This window comes from Paenibacillus borealis (assembly GCF_000758665.1).
Taxonomy (GTDB): domain Bacteria; phylum Bacillota; class Bacilli; order Paenibacillales; family Paenibacillaceae; genus Paenibacillus_AQ; species Paenibacillus_AQ borealis.
This window is the reverse complement of the sequence record NZ_CP009285.1, coordinates 5,134,051-5,155,959: the sequence shown is the minus strand read 5'-3', so window position 1 is coordinate 5,155,959 and position 21,909 is coordinate 5,134,051. Positions and strand designations below refer to the sequence as shown.

Here is a 21,909-nt window from a genome sequence, read left to right as displayed (position 1 = left end):
TAAGCGGCAGTATTTCAAGGATAAGTCTGCGGATTCATCAGGCCGATTTGCCAATTTCGGCCGCAAGTCTATGCTCCGACTTATCGTTGCGGGTGGACAGATAGCTAAGCCAGGCGCCGCACAGGGCCAGAACGGCAAGTCCCGAGGCCAGCCGTGGAATGGAGGCGATGCCCAGTGTGTTGATGGTTACTCCGCCGAGATAAGCTCCGGCTGCATTGCCCAGATTCAGCGCCGAGTGGCTGGAGGTGGTGGCCAGCAGCGGTGCTTTATGCGCCAGGTTCATGATGCGCAGCTGAATGCCGGGCATGATGCCGAAGGCGGCGATTCCCCAGAGAAAGACGTTGACAATGGCAAGGACCGGATGATGCAGCGTCAGCGGGAACAGCGCGATAATGCCGGCCAGTACGGCGAAGTTGACGATCAGGGAAGGCATGAGCTTCCAATCGGCCAGCTTGCCGCCGGCGATATTTCCGAGCGTAACGCCGAGGCCGAACAGCACCAGAATCCAGGTGACACTATGCTCGGCGAAGCCGGTAATGTCCTCCAGGATTGGTGTGATATAAGTGAACAAGGCAAACAGGCTTCCGCAGCCCAGTGCTCCCGTAAGCAGAATCAGCAGTACCCTGGGATTCACCAGCCCGCGCACCTGTTCGGCAAGGTTAGCCGTCTGCTCCTGAACGATGACCGGAATGAAGCGGATAATGCCGAAGAGGGAGATGATGCCCAGTACGGTAATGGCGCCGAAGGAAGCTCTCCAGCCCAGCTGCTGGCCGATAAAGGTTCCGAAAGGCACGCCGATAATATTAGCGACAGTAAGCCCGGCCAGTACAATGGACACGGCGCCTGCCCGTTTCTCCGGCCGGACCAGCCGGGCTGCGATAATCGTCCCGACCCCGAGGAAGGTTCCGTGGGCGAAGGCGGTTAATACCCGGGCAATAATCAGCAGCGGATAGGTCGGCGCAATTACGGATACAGCATTGCCGAAGATGAAAATACCCATGAGGATGACGAGCAGTTTTTTCTGCGGCAGCCGGTGGGTGAAGACCGTCAGCACAGGCGCTCCGATCGCCACACCCAGTGCGTAGCTTGTAATCAGCTGGCCGGCCTGGGAGATGGTGACTCCGAGATCACTGGCTACATTGGGCAGCAGTCCCATGATGATGAATTCGGTCATGCCGATGGCAAAGGCGCCAAGTGTAAGCACAAGCAGGGATAAAGGGAAACGCTCCTTGCCGGGGGAGGGTACAGGCTTAGTGATATCGTGCTTCATAATCAGGTGGTTTCTCCGATCTGAGATCTTATAGGTTCTTCATTCCAGCCTTTGCAGACGTCCACCCATGCCCGGCTTCCAGAGTACTCCGCAAGTTCACCGCAAGTCAATTCAATGGCGGAATTAGTGCTGCCGCAGGCTGGGAAAAGCGTGCTGAACCGCTTCATGGACTCATCCAGATATACCTCCAGCGGACGGGCCAGCCCGAAGGGACAAACCCCGCCGATCTCATGTCCCGTCTGTTCAAGGACCTCATCGGGATTCAGCATTCTCGCTTTGAACCCGAAGGTCTCTCTGAATTTCTTGTTGTCAATCTTGGCATCTCCAGCCGCAACGATGAGAATAGCGTCTTCCTGAACGCCGCGGAAGGAGAGGGTTTTGGCAATTCTGGCCGGAATGACGCCAATCACAGCGGCTGCCATCTCTACAGTAGCACTGGAGGCAGCAAACTCCTGTACATCCTGCTCGCGGGAGAACTTACGGAAATGTTCTTTTACCTTGGCTATCGACATGGTTTTTGCTCCTTTTCTGAAATTTCATGGTTTTCATATTGGGTTACATTCTAACCTGTTTTACCAGACTCTGCAAAACATTCTTCATCTATCATCCAAACTTTTCTCTTACCTGCGGCATTTAATATACAAATAATTGGCGAGAGGTGAGCGCAGATGAAATTTGAAGAAATCAGGGGAGGATATGATTGCATCGTCAGTCTGGGAAGCTCATGTGAGCCGGCGGCCCATTTGCGCCGGAGGGGCCTCCGGGTATTCTCTTCACCACTGGATTGGGTGGTGTCTTTATCGCTTACGGATGTGAACCGGCTGCTGGGTAAACGGTTCTCGGGGTATATGGAGCTTCCGAATATGGGGGTGATCGACGGCAATGATGTGTTTGTGGACAATGAAGTCGTTCAGCCGGTCAAATCCTATTTCGTGAAGGATTATCATTATAATGTTATCTCGGTGCATGACTTTCCGGTGCTGGAGGGGCTGGAGTGGAGCCATGTCTACCCGGATTTCAAGCAAAAAATCAACATGCGCTCCCAGCGACTGCTGGACACCCTGTATATGAGCCGGAAGGCGCTGTTCATCCGCTGGGGCAGTACGTATGAGGAAGCCTGTGAGCTTCAGATGGTGCTGCGAACATTAACCGGCGGAGATTTCCGGATTCTGATTGTAAACGGTGTCGATGGTCTGGAGTCCGTGGTCGACCGTGAATGGCCGCTCCCCGGCATTGCGTCTCTCGGAATTCCAAACCTTGCAGGGGATGCGGAGAGCTGGGATTATATTCTGGATGGTGTATATCTGGTGTAGGGATTATTAGTGAGTTGTCAATATAAACTAAATAACAGAGCAGCGGTTCTCAAGGAAGCGGGAGAATCGCTGCTCTGCTGTGTGTTTCCGGAGGATAAGCATACTTTAATTCTGCCCGTTCAGCTGATCTGAATTCCGCGTGACCTTATGGAGCAAAGTAATGAGAGTGTCAATTTCTTCACCGGTCAGGTCCGCAGACAGCTTGCGGTTGAAATCATTTAACAGCGACTGGAACACCGGGGCGAATTCAAGCGCTTTGGCCGTCGGATACAGCAGGGAAGAACGGCGGTCCCTGGGATCGGTCCGGCGTTCGATATATCCCGAGGCCTCCAGATGTTTCACGGAGCGGGCGGTGGTTGCTTTATCGCATCTAATTTCATTAGTCATCTGATCCTGTGTGATGCCCGGGTGGCTCAGAATCAGCTTAAGGAAGCTATGCTGTCCTCCGCTGCCGATCCCATAGGGCAATAGCTCCTTGGCCAGGATTTTTTGATTCTGGCGGTGCAGATGGGAGATCAGCTTGCCGATCGGTTCTTTGTTTAAAGTCAAGAATGGACACCTCTCAGGAAATAATGACGGTTTCCGTGTACAAACAATACCGTCTGCCTCACATACTACAACAATATGGTTGCGCACGCAACTAGTTTGCAGTACACTGGGAATTGTTAATTTGTTGCGTGTGCAACTAGTTTTGAAATTTGAGGCAAGAGGGTGTTTGCAGATGAGCAGTATAGGTGCTACATACCAGGAGGATGCAGTGATCCAGAAGAAACGCTGGATTATCCTGATTGTCCTGAATTTATTTACTTTTATGTCTACTCTGGATGGAAGCATTGTTAATATTGCGCTGCCGGTGCTAGTGAAGGAGCTGCAGCTGCCGGTTGCTCAGGTTGAATGGGTGACTACAGGGTATTTGATGGCTATCTGCTCAGTCATCCTGTTCTTCGGGAAGCTGGGGGATATCGCCGGCAAGATCAGGATTTTTAAATTGGGCATGATTATATTTACCATCGGCTCCCTGCTCTGCGGGCTAAGCCACAGCCTGCCGCTGCTGATTGCGGCGCGCGTAATCCAGGCGGTTGGCGCTTCGATGACTATGGCGAACAGCCAGGGAATTGTTACGGATATTTTCCCGTCAACGGAACGCGGCAAGGCACTGGGACTGATCGGGACCTTCGTGTCGCTGGGCAGTATAGCCGGGCCGAGTCTCGGGGGAATCATTGTTTCTACTATGGGCTGGGAATATATTTTCTGGGTAAATTTACCGATTGGACTGATTGCGATTGTGCTCGGCTGGAAGGTGCTGCCGAAGGATCTGGTCCGGGTGAAGTCCAGAATCGATCTTCCCGGCAGCATGCTGTTTGCAGTCTTTATCGTAACGTTATTCGCCGGACTGCTGCTCGGCCAGCAGCTGGGATACGGGGATAACCGGATACTGGCCTCCCTGATCGCGGCAGCTATAACCTTCATTGCCTTCCTCATTGTGGAACTGCGCCGCAAGCAGCCGCTGCTCCAGCTGTCGCTATTCAAGAATCCGCTGTTCTCACTGAGTATTTTCTGTGCTTTTCTGGTGTTTGTCTCGAACTTCTGCTTCAACATTATCGCGCCGTTCTATGCGCAGAATATGCTGAATATGTCGCCCTTCAGTGCAGGCTTCCTGCTGATGCTCTTCCCGATCTCCATGGTCATAGTCGCACCGCTTAGCGGAGCGTTGTCCGACAAGATTGGTTCAGAGCTGCTGACCTTTTCCGGGCTGATCGTCATGGTCATTGCCCAGTTCGGCCTGGCCCGGCTGCATGAAGGCAGTCCGGTTCTGCTGGTCGGCACATGGATTGCGATGCTTGGAATCGGCAGTGGCTTATTCGGTTCACCGAATAACTCGCTGGTGATGTCGACCGTGCCGCGAACCCAGCTTGGTTCCGCAGGCAGTGTGAATTCACTGGTCCGCAATGTAGGAATGGTCGTGGGGATCACAGTTGCAACGTCCATACTGTTCAACGTCATGAGCAGTAAGGCTGGCTACCGGGTGACCGGACTGATCGAAGGACGCCCGGATATTTTCCTCTCGGGGATGCATGTAGTCTTCCTGACCTCGTCTTGCATCTGCCTGTTATCGGCGCTGCTGACCGGCTGGCGGCTGTTCTCGTCCCGTAAGGCTAAGAGATTGAGCGTTTAAAGTTTTCATTAGAGGCAGGAATGTGAATTTTGCATTTCTGCTTTTTTTTTAGATAAACCTGTCACAAACCACAGCCCCGTCTTGTCTACAGGTTGTAGAACATAAATGGAGGCGATTGGACATGAGTCTGAGAATGAATTATCGTGAGGTTAACGCGCCGGCTTTCCGGGCAATGATGGCCCTGGAGCAGCATGCAGGAAGCCGCAGCAAGGATAAAGTACTGTATGAACTGGTCAAAATAAGGGTCTCCCAAATCAACGGCTGTGCGTTCTGTCTGGATATGCATGCCAAGGATCTGATGAAGCTGGGCAACTATGCGGATCATATTCTGCTGCTGAGTGTATGGCGTGAAGCGCCGCTATTCACAGAGAAGGAACGGGTGCTGCTGGAATTCGCCGAGCATGTGACCCTGATCAGCCAGGCAGGTGTTCCGCCGGAGCTGTATCATAAAGTATTGGAACATTTCAGCGAAGAGGAAATGGTAGACTGGATTATGGCGGTCAATACAATCAACAGCTGGAACCGGATTGCAATTACCACCGGGATGTTCCCCGGATGCTTCAGCTGAACTTGAATTAGCATAGCGTGAAGGTGAAGGAGGGGCAGCGTGTGGAGGTCCGGGATAAAGAAAGCGTTGATGTTGAGAGTCCGTCTGCTGAGAGTATCAGCATGGAGGAGTTGTATCAGAACTATAAAGGGTATGCATTCTCCATTGCCTACCGGATGTTAGGTGTGGTTGCGGATGCGGAAGATGCTGTTCAGGATACATTTGCCGAGCTCCAGCGCCGGGACCGGAGCGATATCCATAATTTCAAAGCCTATGTGGCCAAGGGCGTAACCAACCGCTGCCTGAATAGGCTGAATTCTGCGCGCAGCCGGAGAGAGACCTACATCGGGGAATGGCTGCCTGAGCCGGTCAGCGAAGGGGATGACGGACCGGAAGCAGAGACGGTGCGGAAGGATAGCATTTCTTATGCTTTTCTGGTGCTGCTGGAACGTCTGGCACCAACGGAGCGGGCCGTATTCGTACTGCGTGAGGCTTTCCAGTATGACTACGAGGATATTGCCGGGATGGTGGGCAAGACGGAGAGTAACTGCCGGCAAATCTTCAGCCGGGCGAAGCGCACGCTGCAGGCGGAGCGGACTGCTGCATCGCCTGACCCCTCTCCCGGTTACGGAGCCGTCAAAGAGAAGCTGCTGCGGCGCTTCGCGGCTGCGTTCACCTCCTATGATGTCGGCGGCATGCTGAAGCTGCTGGGGGAACATCCTGTGCTGGTTGCGGACGGCGGCGGACAGGAAGTGCATACGATTCTCCGGCCGATGACCGGACGCAAAGGCGTGCTGGCGCTGCTGACCTCGCGCAGGGTGATGCACTATCTGCGGGAATGGGAGCAGCACTATGGAATAGTCAATGGCGAGCCAGGCCTGATCTTCACCCAGCAGGGTGAGGTCAAAGGGGTGATCTGTCTGATCCCGGACCGGAGCGGCGAGCAGATCCAGAACATCTATCTGATGATGGACCCGGCCAAGATGAGCCATATTACGGTGGCCCAGGAGATACCGGGGAGTTAATCCGGAGGCGAAAACCCAAAGACACGTTACCCATCCCTGCCGGGAGAGGTAACGTGTCTTTATGTTCGTATGGGAGGTGCTCATTCAGCCGTCCGGTCTATCAGGTGTCCTAGTTCTTGAAGCTGTGAATCGGCGCAGGAATACGTCCGCCGCGGTTAACGAAGCCTGCACAATTGAACGGGTTGACCGCCATGACCGGTGCATAACCCAGCAGGCCGCCGAACTCAACCATTTCGCCAACCTCTTTGCCGATAACCGGAATGACGCGGACAGCGGTTGTCTTGTTGTTGACCATGCCGATCGCCGCTTCATCAGCGATAATGCCCGAGATGGTCTCTTTGCTGGTGCTGCCCGGAATGGCAATCATATCGAGGCCTACGGAGCATACGCAGGTCATCGCTTCCAGCTTCTCCAGTGTCAGCGCACCGCGCTGAACAGCCTGGATCATGCCGTGGTCTTCGCTGACCGGGATGAAGGCGCCGCTTAAGCCGCCGACATAGGAGGAGGCCATGACCCCGCCTTTTTTGACATTGTCGTTGAGGATGGCCAGTGCAGCCGTGGTGCCGGGAGCTCCCGCTTCTTCAAGACCCATGACCTGGAAGATCTCGGCAATGGAGTCGCCGATTTCAGGCGTAGGGGCCAGCGACAGATCGATGATGCCGAAAGGCACATTCAGCCGCTTGGAGGCTTCCTGGGCAACGAGCTGCCCGACGCGGGTAACCTTGAAGGCGGTCCGCTTAATGGTCTCGCACAATGTTTCGAAGTCCTGTCCCTTAACTTCTTCCAGCGCACGCTTAATTACTCCGGGACCGCTGACGCCTACGTTAATGACACATTCCCGTTCGCCTACACCGTGGAAGGCTCCGGCCATGAACGGGTTGTCCTCAACGGCGTTGCAGAAGACCACCAGCTTGGCGCAGCCGATGGAATCGCGGTCTTTGGTGCGCTCTGCAGTCTGGATGATAATATCGCCCATCAGCTTCACGGCGTCCATGTTGATGCCGCTGCGCGAGGAGCCGACATTCACGGAGGAGCAGACGCGCTCTGTCACCGCCAGCGCTTCCGGGATGCTGTCGATCAGGATACGGTCACCTTTGGTGCAGCCTTTCTGAACCAGCGCGGAGTATCCGCCGATGAAGTTGACGCCAACCTCCTTGGCCGCCTTGTCCAGAATTTGTGCCACAGGAACATAAGTATCGGTATGTACGGCGCCGGCAGCGATGGAAATCGGAGTTACGGAAATCCGTTTGTTCACGATCGGCACGCCGAATTGACGCTCCAGGTCCTCACCCGTCTTCACGAGCTTCTCGGCGGAGCGGGTAATTTTGTCATACACATTGCGGTTGAAAATCTTCATATCCGTATGAGCGCAGTCCATCAGACTGATACCCATCGTAATGGTGCGTACGTCCAGGTTCATTTCCCGGATCATTTTATTGGTTTCCTGTACTTCCCCGATTGAGATCATGTATGGTTATTCCTCTCTTTGCCGCCCGGCTAGATCCGGTGCATAATATTGAAGATATCTTCATGCTGAAGCTTGATTTCCACACCGATGTCTTCACCGACATGCTGCAGATCCTCTACGATTTCCTCAAAGGACTTAGCGGGTGTGGAAATGTCCACAATCATCATCATATTGAAATAGTCCTGCACAATCGTCTGGGAAATATCCAGAATATTCAGATTGTGTTCTGCGAGGTATGTACATACTTTGGCAATAATCCCTACTTTGTCTTTTCCCAGTACCGTAATAATCCCCTTCAATTGAAAAGCCTCCTATTATAGATTCCTCTGTATTCTCCGCCCATCGCCGCTTTAACGGAATGAACTGTTTCAATTATTATGTCAAATGAATAGAAGGTTATCAACCAAAGCTTTTTTGTAGGGCTGATCAGGACAAAATGGTATTAAAATTGACACCGCCTTAAAAATATGATTAATTGAAGTTTTGAAGGAAATGTTTATTTGAAGGAACGAATTGAAGGAGCTATTATGACGACGAGAAAATATAAAGAGCTGGTTGAACAGCGCACCAGACAAACTTTGCAGAAGTGGTCGGAACAGCCAACAGTTGAGGAAAGGGATATCTACCGCTTTTTGCATAATTTAAAAGGCACCTCCGGTACAGTGGGCCTTGACGCGGTGGAGGCATTCTCCGGCAACTCTCTGCTCTATTTCTCGGATGATAACCTTAGAAGCTGGACGGAAGCCGAGTGGGGAGATTATTTATATCCGCTGCTGGAGCTGTTTGATGAGCCTGAAATTACAGGGGCAGTGCCTCCCCAGGTTCCGGGAATTGCGTTGTCCCATGGCAGCATCCATCAGCAATACGAGATTCTGATTATTGACGATGATGTGGAGCTGGTGGCCTTTCTGCGGGAGTCGCTGGAGAAGCAGTCCTATTATGTAAGCATCGCCTTGTCCGCCGAACGCGGATTTAAGATTTTTTATGAGTCTAAGCCGGATTTAATTCTGCTGGATATCCTGCTGCCGGACCGCAGCGGAATCGATGTGCTCAACCAGATTATCGGCAAAGCCAAGAAAGAGCGGATTCCGATCATGATCATCAGCGGGGAGCATTCCAAGGACATCCAGAAATATGCCTATTCGCTCGGTGTGATGGATTACATCCAGAAGCCGGTGGATATCGGCCTGTTCCTGGTACTGATCAAGAACCGGTTTGAACTGAAAAAAGAATGGCAGAAGTCCATTATTGTAGATGAGCTGACGGGTGCTTTTAACCGTAAATATTTCAATCAGACGATGAAACAGCTGACATCAGACTTCAGACGGACGAGCCGGACGTTCTCTCTTGCGCTGCTGGATCTCGATCACTTCAAGCATGTCAACGATACTTATGGTCATCTGGTGGGCGATGAGGTGCTGCAGACCTTTTCGGAGCTGGTGAGACAATCGATTCGTGTTGAGGATACGTTCTGCCGGTATGGCGGAGAAGAATTTGCCCTGTTTATGCCTAATACCTCTGCGGAATCAGCACTGCTGGTTATTGAACGGATTCAGGAGAAATTTGCCTCCAGGGAATTCCTGGCCAAACGGGAGAGCTTCCATGTATCCTTCTCCTGCGGCATTACAGAGATAAGCGAACAGCAGCAGGAGACCGATAAACTAATAGACGAGGCAGACCAGGCTTTGTATTCCAGCAAATACAGCGGACGAAACCAGACAACTCTGTATAGCGAAGGACTGTTAACGGGCCGGCGGGAAACGATACTCAATGTGATTATTGTTGACGATGATCCGCTCATCCGCAGAATTATTAGCGGTAATTTCGCCGCCTGGAAGCCGGGTAATATGGCTGAGGTTAAGGTGAACAGTTTCGCCGACGGTGCGCTTTTCCTGAATTCGGAGTGGTATGTTCCCGAGGAGAAGTACATTATCCTGCTGGACGGGGTGATGCCCGGCCTCGATGGGCTTGAGGTTCTGGAGAAGATACGCAGCAACTACCCCGAGGTGAATATACTCGTGATTATGCTGACGGGCCGCACTGATCAGCGTGATATAATTCATGCCCTGCAAATGGGTGCGGATGATTATGTAATTAAACCGTTCTATCTGCCGGAGCTGCTGACACGGATTGAGCGGCTGGCCCACAGATTTCTGTTCTAATTGCAAGGAAGCTTCAATGGATGAATTGAAAGTGAGAGTGAGTATTGATGCAAAAAATTCTGATTGTGGACGACGAAGATGTGCTGCGCATGCTGATTGAAGATACGCTGGAGGATCTGGAGGATGTGGAGATTCGTACTGCCGAGAATGGAGCCGAGGCGCTCACGCGTCTGTCCTCAGACCGCTACGATCTCGTGATTCTGGATTATATGATGCCGGAGATGACCGGAATTGAAGTGCTCGGTGAGCTGGATGAAGAGCTGAAGAGTACGACTCCGATTATGATGCTGACAGCCAAAGCACAGGAAATGGACCGCAATAGAGCGAGGGAAGCCGGAGCACGTTTTTTCATGCCTAAGCCGTTCAGCCCGATGGAGCTGCTGCAGATCGTGGAGGGCATCCTTAGTGAGAAACCATAAGCTTGCGGATGCGAGCATTAAGACCAAGTATTTCCGGATTATCTTTATCCTGTTTATTGCAATTATGTTATCTGGTACCGGTCTGTTCTTCTACGTCAATAACCAGCAGGACAAGCTGAAGAATGACCGTGATGTGCTGCAGCATAAGACAGAGACCATCAATGAGCTGGCGGCAACGCTGAATGATGTCTTTTTCCGGGCCAGAGGGTATGTTGCGCTTAAAAGCGACGGAGAGCTTAAGCTGCTGAACAATGCACTTACGGGTCTTGACGGGATTCTGGAGCAATATTCCCGGCTTAATCTGTCGCCTGAAGAAGCGAAGTACAGAGATGATCTGAAATTATTCTACGAACAGTACAAGACCAAGACCCTGCCTGAGGCGATCCGCCTGGTGGAGAATGATGATTATGAGGGAATCCGCAGCCTCTCCCAAGGCGGGAGTACCCAGGCTGTGAATGAATTTCTGGGCTATACCAAAGAGTTCAAAGCGAACTCCGACAGCAAGCTGAACACGATGGCGTCCCAGTCCATCAGGCAGGCGGACACCTTCACTTTTATCGCCTTCGGGCTAAGTGCTGGACTGCTGTTATTCTTCACACTGATGATCTGGCGGATGCTCCGAATTGTACTGGATCCGATTGTGAAGCTGGAAGAGGCAACGAATTCGCTGGCGGCAGGTGAGGCTGTGCTGCTCGGCAAGCTGCATAAGCAGGATGAGATCGGCCGTCTCTATGAAGCCTTCCTGAACATGGCCCGGAGCATCCAGGATAAAGAAGAAGAGCTGATGATGCAGAATGAAGAGCTGCATGCCCAGCAGGATGAGCTGCAGGATCAGCAGTTCAGGCTGGAGCGTTCGCTCAGTGAAATTGAAAGCATGATGAAGGCGCTGAACCAGACCTCCGCTGTAGGCATTCTGTCCAGCAAGGGAGTATTCACGTATGCCAATGATAATCTGAGCGTATACACCGGATATAAGAACTCCGAGGTTATCGGTTACACCTTCCGGCTGTTCGAACTGCATAATATCTCGGACAGTCAGGTACAGCAGATTATTCGCAAGCTGTCGACTGGCGGCGTATGGAGCGGTGAGTCGCAGATTGAGGCCAGGGATGGATCTTCTGTCTGGCTTCAGCTGACGGTCATGCCGTATTTGAATGATGAAGGCCAGATATACCAGTACATTCTAATTGCCAACAATATTACCTCCATGAAGAGTGTGCAGCAGAAGCTGGCTGAAACGCTGAAGAGCACAGAGCAGACCACCATTATGCTGGAGCTTAACAACCAGCTTAATCATGAAATTACCTACACGCTGGACAAGCAGGAATTTGCCGAGAAATTCAGCAGGTTCATGAACCGGCTGTACTTGTTCGACAGCAGTCTTTTCCTGCTGGTCAAAGATAAGATCTCTGTGGTTAAAGGGGTTCCGCAGGAGAATGTGGAGCGCTATATCAACGCCAACAGCAAAGATATGCTGTACCGGATGAGTACGGAGAAATCATATATTGTCAAAAGGACTGGAGTACCCAGAGAGCAGGGGATCTCCCCCAAGGAAGTCTATTGCTATGATTTCTATACAACTGTAGTCAATGCCGAGGATGAGATCCTGGCGATCTTCTGCGGTACGCGGATCGGGCATTCCTTCACCGAAGAGGAAATCAGTGAAATTCAAGGGATGATGAACCGGGTGGCTCTGGCCATCGAGCGTTTGTTCATGTATGAGGAAATAGAGAATGGCCGCAAGCTGAACCGGGATATTGTCAACAATGTCAATGAGGGTATCCAGTTCGTCAACACGGAAGGCGTCATCCAGCACATCAACAAGGCTCTCAGCCAATTGTTCGACTATGATGAATGGGCCGAGGGGATGCTGATTCCCAAAGAGCGCTGGATGGACCACTTCATAGAGCGCGTTAATGAATCGGAAGAGATGGGGCAGTTCTATCAGAAAGCGATGTCCTTGCATTCCGTGGATTCCAGCACGATGAAGTATTCCCTGGGCCAGGAAGCGATGAAGCATGTCGACGTCTATGCGATTCCGGTATTCCGCCGCGAGGTGCGGGTGGGAACTCTGTTTGTACACCGCGATATCACCCGTGAATATGAGCTGGATCTGATGAAGTCGGAGCTGGTCAGTACGGTCAGCCACGAGCTGAGAACACCGTTGTCGAGTGTTCTGGGCTTCACCGAGCTGCTGTTATCCAAGACGATGAAGCCGGAGAAGCAGCTGAAATACCTGGAAACGATTCACAAGGAAGCCAAACGTCTGACTGAGCTGATCAATGATTTCCTCGACCTGCAGCGCATGGAATCCGGCACACAGCTGTACAATGCAGAGCAGGTTAATCTCAGCGAGACCGTTCTTAGTGTAATTGACCAGTACAAGCTTAGCGGTACCCACCATATCCTTCTGGAGGATGAGGCGCTGAATGCCGAGGTCGAGGTGGATAAGGACAAGATTATCCAGGTGCTGACTAATCTGCTGAGCAACGCCATCAAGTTCTCCCCGGGCAGTAATGAGATCAGGGTGACGCTGCATAATGAGCGGGGTTCGGTTATGGTCCGGATTCAGGACCATGGACTCGGGATTCCGAAGAATCAGATCGGGCAGCTGTTCCAGAAATTCCGCCGGGTGGATAACAGTGCATCCAAGCGGATTGGCGGAACGGGCCTCGGACTTGCGATCTGCAAGGAGATTATTGAGAAGCAGAAGGGTGCGATCGGAATCGATTCGGTTGAAGGCGAGGGCACCACGGTGTGGTTCAGCCTGCCGGTCCTCCATGCGGAGAGCAGCCGTCATGAAGAAGAGCCGCATAAATGGAGCGCCGACAAGGAACAGAAGCCGAATGTGATGATCGTTGAGGATGATTACAGCTTGTCCCTGCTGCTCTCGGAGGAGCTGAAGGGCAAGGGCTTCAGGGTCACTCACCATTATCATCCGCAAAAAGCATTCGATCAGGCGGTGAAGACGCCTTTTGTAGCGATCGTCGTGGATCTGATGCTTGGCGAAGAGCTGGATGGCTGGGATCTGATCCGCATGCTGAAGAATGATCCCCGCACGGAGAATGTGCCGATTGTCATCTCCTCCGCGCTGGATAAGGAAGATAAGAGCATGATGGATAATGTGCAGAAATATCTGACCAAACCTTATCCGCCGGGCGAGCTGTCGAATACCTTGCAGGATCTGGTGCAAATCAAGCTGAAGACGGGTGAGGTTCTGTTCCCGGATAGCGGGGGAACGGAGCAGTAGGCTTATAATATATTCATTGAACAAGTCCTTCTTCGCGGAGGGCTTGTTTGTTGTCCGCCCCGGCGGTACTGTATCTTTAAGTTTGTCCAACAAAAAGCTTGCCTTAGAGTAGGCTCTAAGGATTATAGTGAACTCGATGCAGACAACCTAACAGAAATGAAAGGGAGGAAATGCGATGAAGTACAGTTATTTGGGTAAATCCGGTTTGAAGGTCAGCCAGTTATGTCTTGGCACGATGAATTTCGGGCCGGAAACTGAGGAGAAGGAAGCGTTCCGGATTATGGATGCCGCACTCGATGCGGGAATTAATTTCTTCGATACCGCTAATGTGTACGGCGGACAGGAGCGCCGCGGCTGGACCGAGGAAATTATCGGCCGCTGGTTCCAGCAGGGGGGCGGACGGCGCGAGAAGGTTGTGCTGGCCACCAAGGTGTATGGTGACATGTTCGACGAGCAGGATGGTCCGAATTCCGGCTCCGGCTTGTCCGCTTACAAAATCAGACGGCATCTTGAAGGCTCACTGAAACGTCTGCAGACGGATCATATTGAATTGTATCAGATGCATCACATTGACCGGAATGTATCCTGGGAAGAGCTGTGGGGCGCATTTGAAATTCTTGTATCCCAAGGCAAGGCCGGATATATCGGTTCCAGTAACTTTGCCGGCTGGCATATCGCTGTTGCACAGGCTAAGGCTAAAGAGCGCCATTTCCTCGGCTTAGTGTCCGAGCAGCATCTGTACAACCTGCTGGAACGTACTCCGGAGCTTGAGGTACTCCCGGCTTCCAAGGAATTGGGCCTGGGTGTCATTCCGTGGAGTCCGCTGGCCGGAGGTCTGCTGGGCCGCAATGCCCTGTCCAAGACCGGTGCGCGCAGCGCCCGTTCAGGCAAGCTGGAGCAGCACCGCAGTCAGCTGGAGCAGTTCTCCGCACTGTGCAAGGAGCTTGGCGAGCATGAAGATCAGGTCGCCTTGGCTTGGGTACTAGCTAACCCGGCAGTAACGGCGCCGATTATCGGACCGCGTACGATAGAGCAGTTCGAGGATTCGCTGCGTGTTACTGAGATTGTACTGGATGAAGCCGCGCTGAAGAAGCTGGACGAGATCTTCCCCGGACCGGGCAAGCCGGCACCGGAAGCTTATGCCTGGTAAGATTGTAACTGCCAGAATGCAATACAAATTCATACGAATATAATACAACCGGCCGGACTGTCCCCGAGAGGATCATCCGGCCGGTTTTTTGTATTCGCTCTTTGATGCGTTGCCTGCTGCCGCTCAGAATTCACCGGGCTTTGCCTGATGCGGGGCGGCTTCGATGACGCACAGTTCCCCGTCTTCATTCAGTTCGGCATATGCTACTGACGCAAGATCAGGATAACCCTTCTTCCGCAGCTCCTGCAGCAGCCAGCTTTCGGGTTTGCCGAAGCTCTCCAGCACCGGACGCTGAATGATACCGGACTCGACAAGGCTTTGCGGAAGGCGGACGTCCTTCCCGGTGATATCCAGGTCTTTGCGGATTACCGGTTCATATTGCGGCTTCTTCAGAATGCTGAGCGAGCCGTTCGTCTCATAGATCGCATAAGCAACCTCGTTAATGGAGAAGGTATCCTTCGCCCGCAGCATCATCCGCAGCTGCTCGAAATCCAGATTATTACTGCGAAGCTTCCGGAGATCTATTTTACCATCCCGGATGAGAATCTCCGGTTCGCCTTCCAGCGGCTTGCGCAGCTTGCGGACATGCATGGTAATCTTCTCGAAGGTGATGGACAGTACTGTCCAGACGGCCAGTGTGAACAGCAGCATCAGTACTGAATTCTCTTTCTCGTAAATCGTATTGCCGACCAGATCCCCCAGAATAACGGCGGAGATGAAATCGAATGGGGTAAGGGCGGAAATCTCTTTTTTGCCCAATAAACGGGTCATCGCCCATAGTCCGCCAAACCCGGCAATTAATTTAACCAATATTGATCCGTACTCCATTGGCTACCACCCTCCAGGTGTATGAAAGAATCTAAGAGTGTTTAACCAATGTGCCTTTTACTGTAACAAGCAACATCTCCCTGTTCATTATCAGATACTCTACCGGGTCTTGCGGGATGAATCCCTGCTCCGACCTGTGATAGACTGGAGGATGAGCAGTGGAATAATGACGGCGAATAGCAGGGGAACGAGGTGAGGATCAATGCTTTTTTATCTGATTTCCATATTGGTAGTGCTGGTTGACCAAACCGCCAAATGGCTGGTCCGCACCCACATGGAGCTGGGCGAGAAAATACCCTTCTGGAGTCCGCACCTGCAGTTCGTCTACTATGAGAACAGCGGGGCAGCCTTCAGCTCATTTCAGGGTTACGGGAAGTATTTCTCCATAATCGCTGTTGTTTTTGTAGCAGCAGTGTTCTATTACCGGCGGCAGGGCAGGATTCGCGGACCTTTACTTGAGGCAGCCAGCGGTTTTCTGGTCGGCGGAGCGCTCGGGAATGCGATTGACCGTGTCATCTACCATCAGGTAACGGACTTTCTTGTGTTCGGAAACCGTGGGGGAATTCTCAATCTGGCCGATCTGGCGATTAATGCCGGGGCAATTTTGATTGTTGTCTACCTGCTGGTCGACCACTTTGGACACAAAGTTGCCCGATGAGGGGAAGAAAAGCGGTATTCAGGCTAGTCCGGTTTATCATTTTATCTAATACAAGTTATCATTATTTGTAATGAACCCGCCTAAATCAGAGCTTTTTACTATGATTTAGGCGGGTTTTGTGTGTTTTATACCTATATTATGATTTATAACCATAAAATGTCTATTATCTGCTTCGTTGATCGTTTCTTATTAATGTGTTAGCCTGAATTCATGATGTTAAGAGGATAGAAGATTGCATGTTAAGGAGAGGTCGATATTGTTGCAACTACAAGTTACGAACAGTCCTTTTAATGAGAGCCAGGCAGGGCTTCTGAACCAGCTGCTGCCGACGCTGACCCATTCGCAGCAGGTCTGGTTAAGCGGCTATCTATCCGCGTTATCGCTGCTGGGAGACAACGGACAAGCAGCAGGCACAGCGGTGCTCCCCCTTGCTGCTGAAGCGGCAGCAGCCGGGACACTTTCCACAGCCGCAGTGCCGCAGCCGGCGGTATCCCGTGAGGTAACCGTATTATTCGGTTCCCAGACCGGCAACTGCCAGCGGCTGGCAGCGAGCCTTGCACGCAAGCTCGAAGAACAGGGCTTCAAGGTTACTGTTGCCGCGATGAACAGCTTCAAGCCCAATGGACTTAAGAAGATTGAGAATCTGCTGCTGCTCGTCAGCACCCATGGCGAAGGCGAGCCGCCGGATAATGCCCGCGCCTTCCATGAATTTCTCTACAGTAAAAGAGCGCCGCAGCTTCCGCAGCTGCGTTTCTCGGTACTTGCACTTGGCGACACTTCCTATGAATTCTTCTGCCAGACCGGGAAAGATTTCGATCAGAAGCTGGAAGAGCTGGGCGCACAGCGCTTAACCCCGCGTGTGGATTGCGATCTTGATTACGATGAGCCTGTAGCCGAATGGTTCGAACATGTTATCCGCTCGCTAAGCGGCTCCGGTTCACAGCAGGCTGCGGGTATGGCGGATGAGGCAGTGCTGGCTGCGGAGAGAGCAGAATCGCTGGAATCGGCATATTCACGGAATCATCCGTTCCATGCCGAGGTGCTGGAGAATCTGAATCTGAACGGACGCGGCTCAGACCGTGAGACCCGCCATCTGGAGCTGTCGCTGGCCGGCTCGAATATTACCTTTGAGCCGGGCGATTCTCTCGGGGTATATCCGGAGAACCACCCGCAGCTCGTGGAAGATATTATTGCCGCCATGGGCTGGAATGCAGATGAATCCGTTCCCTTCAACAAGAAGGGTGAGGAAGGCACGCTGCGTGAAGCGCTGCTGCGGCATTATGAAATTACCGTACTGACGAAACCGCTCCTGGAGCAGGCAGCCAGGCTGAACTCTGCACCTGCCCTGCAGGAGCTGCTGTCCCCGGACCGGCAACAGGAGCTGAAGAATTATATCCATGGACGTGATCTGCTGGATTTGATCCGGGATTTCGCACCATGGGAAGTTCCGGCCCGCAGCTTCGTGACGATTCTGCGCAAGCTGCCGGCAAGACTGTATTCCATCGCAAGCAGCTACAATGCCAACCCGGATGAAGTACACTTCACGGTACGGGCTGTGCGATATGAATCGCATGGACGTGAACGCTACGGGGTCTGCTCCGTACATTGTGCGGAACGTGTACAGCCGGGTGCTACTCTGCCGGTCTACATCCAGAGCAATCCGAACTTTAAGCTGCCGGCCAATTCCGATACGCCGGTGATCATGATCGGTCCGGGCACGGGCGTCGCCCCGTTCCGCTCCTTCCTGGAGGAACGGGAAGAGCAGGGGGCACAGGGCAAGTCATGGCTGTTCTACGGTGACCGTCATTTCGTCACAGACTTCCTCTACCAGACAGACTGGCAGAGAATGCTGAAGGACGGCGTACTGAGCAAGCTGGACGTCGCCTTCTCGCGTGATACGGACGAGAAGGTTTACGTACAGCACCGCATTCTGGAGAAGAGCCGGGAGCTGTACACCTGGCTGCAGGAAGGTGCACATGTCTATGTATGCGGAGATGAGAAGCATATGGCCCATGATGTACACTCTGCGCTGATTACAGTAATCCAGCAGGAAGGCGGGCTGAGCCCGGAAGGGGCCGCCGCTTATCTGGAGACACTGCAGCAGGAGCAGCGTTATCAGCGTGATGTCTATTAAGCGGTATTCAGCGGAGGCTCCTCCGGCTGCGACTTAAAATATACAATTCTTGAAGAACGAGGCAATGCGGAAGGAGAGGATCAATAGTGGCAAACAATGAACCAGCGGTGAAGCCGATTGGCGGACCCCCGAGTGATGTTGAACATATTAAGCTGGAGAGCAATTATTTACGCGGTGCGCTTGTAGAAACCCTCAGCAACCCGATCACCGGAGGGCTGCCGGAGGATGACAACCGCCTGCTGAAATTCCACGGCAGTTATATGCAGGATGACCGGGATCTGCGCAGTGAACGTGAGCGCTCCAAGCTGGAGCCTGCTTTTCAGTTCATGCTGCGTATCGTAGCGCCCGGCGGAGTGGCAACACCGGCGCAATGGCTCGTAATGGACGATTTGGCCCAGAAATACGGCAACGGCACCCTGCGGATCACGACAAGACAGGCTTTTCAAATGCACGGAGTGCTTAAGTGGAATCTGAAAAAGACGATCAAGGCGATCAATGATACGCTGATGACCACACTCGCGGCCTGCGGGGATGTCAACCGTAATGTGATGAGCGGACCCAATCCGTATCAGTCGGAGGTCCATGCTGAGGTTAACGAATGGGCCAGAAAAATCAGTGACCACTTAGCCCCGCGCACCGCTGCTTACCATGAAATCTGGCTGGATGGGGAGAAGGTAGTGGACAGCAAGGTCGTTGAACCGATTTACGGGCCGGTGTACCTGCCCCGCAAGTTCAAGATCGGCCTGGCTGTGCCGCCTTCCAATGATGTAGATGTATTCTCCCAGGACCTGGGCTTCATTGCCATTCTGGAAGACGGGAAGCTGGCCGGATTCAATGTCTCGGTCGGCGGCGGTATGGGCATGACGCATGGTGATCCCAGCACCTATCCGCAGCTGGGACGGATTATCGGCTTCTGCCGTCCGGAGCAGATGATTGATCTGGCGGAGAAGACCGTCACCATTCAGCGCGACTACGGCAACCGCTCGGTCCGCAAGAACGCCCGCTTCAAGTACACGATCGACCGCCACGGTCTGGACTGGTTCACGGGCGAACTGCATGAGCGGCTGGGCTGGACGCTCGAGCCGGCACGTGAATATCATTTCGACCACAACGGCGACCGCTATGGCTGGGTGAAGGGGTACGACGGCAAATGGAATCTGACGCTGTATATCCAGAGCGGACGGGTTCATGATACCGCAGGATATCCGCTGATGACCGGCTTGCGGGAGATTGCCAAGATTCACGGCGGGGATTTCCGTCTGACGCCGAATCAGAATCTGATTATCGCCGGAGTCAGCAATGCGAAGAAACGTAAGATATCCGAGCTGGCCAAGCAATACGGGCTGACTGATGGAGCCCATCATTCCGCGCTGCGGAGAAGCTCTATGTCCTGTGTGGCGCTGCCGACCTGCGGCCTCGCTATGGCAGAGGCTGAGCGTTATCTGCCGCTGCTGCTGGATAAGCTGGAAGTCATCATAGATGAAGCCGGCCTGCGTAATGAAGAGATCGTCATCCGTATGACCGGCTGCCCTAACGGCTGCGCCCGGCCTGCGCTTGGCGAGATTTCGTTCATCGGCAAAGGCCCTGGCAGATACAATCTGTACCTGGGTGCCGGCTTTACCGGAGACCGGCTGAACAAGCTGTACAAGGAAAATATTGACGAGAAGGAAATACTGGATACGCTTGAACCGATTATCCACCGTTACGCCAAGGAACGCAGCGCCGGTGAGCATTTCGGGGATTTCGTTATCCGCAGCGGCTATGTCAAAGCCGTAACTTCGGGACTTAACTTCCACGACTAAGTTTGCCTGTTCTCCATATACGAAAGAACCTGTTCCCTAATAACTTAGGGACAGGTTCTTTATTTTTTCTATGAAAATGTATGGTTGTACCATGTCCACTCACTATAGATTACATATAATATAGTATCACTGATTGAAAGGGATGATAGCCTTGCCAACCTTCGATAGTATACTTGTCACAGGGAACCAGACAATTCAGCAGGACCTGCAGGTCAACGGAAATCAAACAATAATGGGAGCTTTAAACATTGTTGGCAATGAAACAGTTTCGGGGGATATGCAGATTAACGGCAACCAGTCCATTGTCAACAGCCTGGCAACCGGCGGAGATGTCGATGCAGGCGGGAATGTGCTGGCGGTAGGCCGGCTGTCAGCGAGTAACCAGCCCGCCTTACCTTCGGGCGTGGCAGCAATCCAGCAGGTCAGACATTATATTCTGCCTGTGCCGAATCAGCCGGGTCTGGTGTTAAAGGGCACTGATGGTCTGGATTATGTTGTTTTTATCGATGTCAGCAGCGGAACACCGAGCCTGGCTATTCATCTGGCGTAGTGTAATACAGGCTGCCTGAGCCGGTCTTACGGGTTGCCGGAATTCACGGAAGGAAGGCTTCCCGTCTGTTCCAGCGCTTTCTTGACCTCTTCGAGATAACGGAAGCGATGCTGCTGGTCCGGCTCCAGAAATGCGCCTTCAGCCCATTCATTCCATGCATTAATGAAGAGGAACTCACTCTGATACAGGGTTCTGGCTCTCTCGATCTGCTTCGCTAGATACCAGCCGAACTTGTGCGGCGAAGCCCCTATACAGCTCTGTCCCCTTTTGCCTAGCCGCGGGGTGTTATCCCAGTTCACGTAGGCTCCCGGAAATATCTTGCCTCCGTTCCGGTGGGGAGAGCGGCTCAGGATCGACAGCCAGACCTGGTCATAGTCGAAGACGAGATGCTCCTGACCTTCGATGATCATGTAGTTCCACAGACGTTCTGTGTTGCCGTGGGCAAAGGTGTAATGCGGCTCGAATTCCACATTGGCCTCAAAGCCCCCCTGGCCCGGAATGTCGAAACCGCCCAATGTGCGGACAAAATAAATGCCTTCCAGACCATTCTGCAACGCGAGAGAATTCCAGAAACGCAGCATCTCTTCACAGCGGGGAATGTTTCCCGGTCTATATATGATGAATAACGGTTTGTTGCCGATGCGGATATAACGCTTATCCCTGAAGGCGCCCAGCAGCTCATGAAAGTGATTCTCCCAATCCGGTTCATCTCCATAATCCTGGCGGATCAGCACTTCATGCTCTCCGCCGTCCCATTTCCGGGTCCAGGATTCATTCGCCCAGGAGAGGCAGAACGGAAAGTCCGGCTCGCCGGATTTCATAATCTGCTTCAGGGGCTGCTCCAGCAGCGGCTTGCCCTTGAACCAGTAATGGTAGTAGCAGAAACCATAGATGCCGTAGGCTTTGGCTACTTCTGCCTGCCAGTTTCTCGCTGCAGCGTCTGTCAGGTCATAATAATACTGTTCGAGCGGTTCCTTGGGCTGTTGATGTCCTGAGTAGAGCGGAACAGCTTTCCTGGTGTTGGTCCATTCTGTGAAGCCTTCCCCCCACCACAGGCTGTTCTCGGGAATAACATGAAATTGCGGCAATAAAAAAGCGATGAGCTTCAATCCACCTACCTCCCAATTCTGCTGCAGATAATCACTGGTTATAGTTGC

At 52.7% G+C, this 21,909-nt stretch carries 19 protein-coding genes; 12 read left to right on the top strand and 7 right to left on the bottom strand.

Annotation, left to right across the window (positions count from 1 at the left end):
• Positions 1-37 precede the first annotated feature (37 nt).
• Entirely contained in the window at positions 38-1,270 is a 1,233-nt protein-coding gene (locus tag PBOR_RS21830; protein WP_042215311.1) for an MFS transporter, read from the bottom strand.
• 2 nt (positions 1,271-1,272) lie between these two features.
• Positions 1,273-1,782, bottom strand: coding sequence for a YbaK/EbsC family protein (locus tag PBOR_RS21825; RefSeq protein ID WP_042215309.1), 510 nt, complete (start codon positions 1,780-1,782; stop codon positions 1,273-1,275).
• Positions 1,783-1,938: 156 nt separating this feature from the next.
• Between PBOR_RS21825 and PBOR_RS21820 the strand changes: the two genes are divergently transcribed.
• Positions 1,939-2,583 carry a DUF1796 family putative cysteine peptidase gene (locus PBOR_RS21820; protein WP_042215304.1) on the top strand — a complete coding sequence of 215 codons (645 nt, stop codon included), beginning with the start codon at positions 1,939-1,941 and terminating at the stop codon, positions 2,581-2,583.
• A 105-nt stretch (positions 2,584-2,688) separates the two neighbouring features.
• On the opposite strand, the gene PBOR_RS38135 is transcribed toward PBOR_RS21820, so the two are convergent.
• The gene (locus tag PBOR_RS38135; protein ID WP_042215301.1) at positions 2,689-3,132 is read right to left on the bottom strand and encodes a MarR family winged helix-turn-helix transcriptional regulator; all 444 of its coding nucleotides are present in this window, start codon (positions 3,130-3,132) and stop codon (positions 2,689-2,691) included.
• Between the two features lie 172 nt (positions 3,133-3,304).
• On the opposite strand from PBOR_RS38135, the gene PBOR_RS21810 reads away from it, so the two are divergent.
• The 3 genes from PBOR_RS21810 to PBOR_RS21800 all read left to right on the top strand — a co-directional run bounded on the left by PBOR_RS21810 (position 3,305) and on the right by PBOR_RS21800 (position 6,331).
• On the top strand, positions 3,305-4,759 hold the full coding sequence (locus PBOR_RS21810; protein WP_042215299.1) for an MFS transporter: 1,455 nt from the start codon (positions 3,305-3,307) through the stop codon (positions 4,757-4,759).
• 121 nt (positions 4,760-4,880) lie between these two features.
• The gene (locus tag PBOR_RS21805; RefSeq protein ID WP_042215297.1) at positions 4,881-5,327 is read left to right on the top strand and encodes a carboxymuconolactone decarboxylase family protein; all 447 of its coding nucleotides are present in this window, start codon (positions 4,881-4,883) and stop codon (positions 5,325-5,327) included.
• Positions 5,328-5,428: 101 nt separating this feature from the next.
• Positions 5,429-6,331, top strand: a complete 903-nt coding sequence (locus PBOR_RS21800) for a sigma-70 family RNA polymerase sigma factor (RefSeq protein WP_081972399.1) — start codon at positions 5,429-5,431, stop codon at positions 6,329-6,331.
• Positions 6,332-6,440: 109 nt separating this feature from the next.
• Here PBOR_RS21800 and PBOR_RS21795 read toward each other — a convergent pair whose 3' ends face one another.
• Together PBOR_RS21795 and PBOR_RS21790 are read right to left on the bottom strand one after the other, a co-directional pair.
• Positions 6,441-7,796, bottom strand: a complete 1,356-nt coding sequence (locus PBOR_RS21795; protein WP_245648288.1) for a PFL family protein — start codon at positions 7,794-7,796, stop codon at positions 6,441-6,443.
• 32 nt (positions 7,797-7,828) lie between these two features.
• A complete protein-coding gene (locus tag PBOR_RS21790; RefSeq protein ID WP_042215293.1) occupies positions 7,829-8,098 on the bottom strand; it encodes an ACT domain-containing protein in 270 nt (89 codons plus the stop codon).
• 228 nt (positions 8,099-8,326) lie between these two features.
• On the opposite strand from PBOR_RS21790, the gene PBOR_RS21785 reads away from it, so the two are divergent.
• From PBOR_RS21785 to PBOR_RS21770, 4 genes are all read left to right on the top strand, one after another.
• Entirely contained in the window at positions 8,327-9,961 is a 1,635-nt protein-coding gene (locus PBOR_RS21785) for a GGDEF domain-containing response regulator (RefSeq protein WP_042215290.1), read from the top strand.
• Positions 9,962-10,008: 47 nt separating this feature from the next.
• Positions 10,009-10,380 carry a response regulator gene (locus PBOR_RS21780; RefSeq protein WP_042215287.1) on the top strand — a complete coding sequence of 124 codons (372 nt, stop codon included), beginning with the start codon at positions 10,009-10,011 and terminating at the stop codon, positions 10,378-10,380.
• A complete protein-coding gene (locus PBOR_RS35635) occupies positions 10,367-13,630 on the top strand; it encodes an ATP-binding protein (RefSeq protein ID WP_052429594.1) in 3,264 nt (1,087 codons plus the stop codon). Before PBOR_RS21780 ends, PBOR_RS35635 begins: the two co-directional genes overlap by 14 nt.
• Positions 13,631-13,805: 175 nt before the next feature.
• Positions 13,806-14,780, top strand: coding sequence for an aldo/keto reductase (locus tag PBOR_RS21770; RefSeq protein ID WP_042215285.1), 975 nt, complete (start codon positions 13,806-13,808; stop codon positions 14,778-14,780).
• 123 nt (positions 14,781-14,903) lie between these two features.
• Here PBOR_RS21770 and PBOR_RS21765 read toward each other — a convergent pair whose 3' ends face one another.
• Positions 14,904-15,608 (bottom strand): DUF421 domain-containing protein, encoded by a 705-nt coding sequence (locus PBOR_RS21765; protein WP_042215282.1) that lies wholly within the window; start codon positions 15,606-15,608, stop codon positions 14,904-14,906.
• A 202-nt stretch (positions 15,609-15,810) separates the two neighbouring features.
• Here PBOR_RS21765 and lspA point away from each other — a divergent pair, with 202 nt between their 5' ends.
• The 4 genes from lspA (at position 15,811) to PBOR_RS21745 (ending at position 20,752) form a co-directional block, all read left to right on the top strand.
• A complete protein-coding gene (lspA, locus tag PBOR_RS21760; protein WP_042215280.1) occupies positions 15,811-16,266 on the top strand; it encodes a signal peptidase II in 456 nt (151 codons plus the stop codon).
• Between the two features lie 259 nt (positions 16,267-16,525).
• Positions 16,526-18,400 carry an assimilatory sulfite reductase (NADPH) flavoprotein subunit gene (locus tag PBOR_RS21755; RefSeq protein WP_042219769.1) on the top strand — a complete coding sequence of 625 codons (1,875 nt, stop codon included), beginning with the start codon at positions 16,526-16,528 and terminating at the stop codon, positions 18,398-18,400.
• An 86-nt stretch (positions 18,401-18,486) separates the two neighbouring features.
• Complete coding sequence (gene cysI / locus PBOR_RS21750; RefSeq protein WP_081972142.1) at positions 18,487-20,202, top strand: assimilatory sulfite reductase (NADPH) hemoprotein subunit; 1,716 nt, start codon at positions 18,487-18,489, stop codon at positions 20,200-20,202.
• A 232-nt stretch (positions 20,203-20,434) separates the two neighbouring features.
• A complete protein-coding gene (locus PBOR_RS21745) occupies positions 20,435-20,752 on the top strand; it encodes a hypothetical protein (protein WP_245647861.1) in 318 nt (105 codons plus the stop codon).
• Positions 20,753-20,778: 26 nt separating this feature from the next.
• On the opposite strand, the gene PBOR_RS21740 is transcribed toward PBOR_RS21745, so the two are convergent.
• On the bottom strand, positions 20,779-21,861 hold the full coding sequence (locus PBOR_RS21740) for a glycosyltransferase WbsX family protein (RefSeq protein WP_042215277.1): 1,083 nt from the start codon (positions 21,859-21,861) through the stop codon (positions 20,779-20,781).
• Positions 21,862-21,909 lie beyond the last annotated feature (48 nt).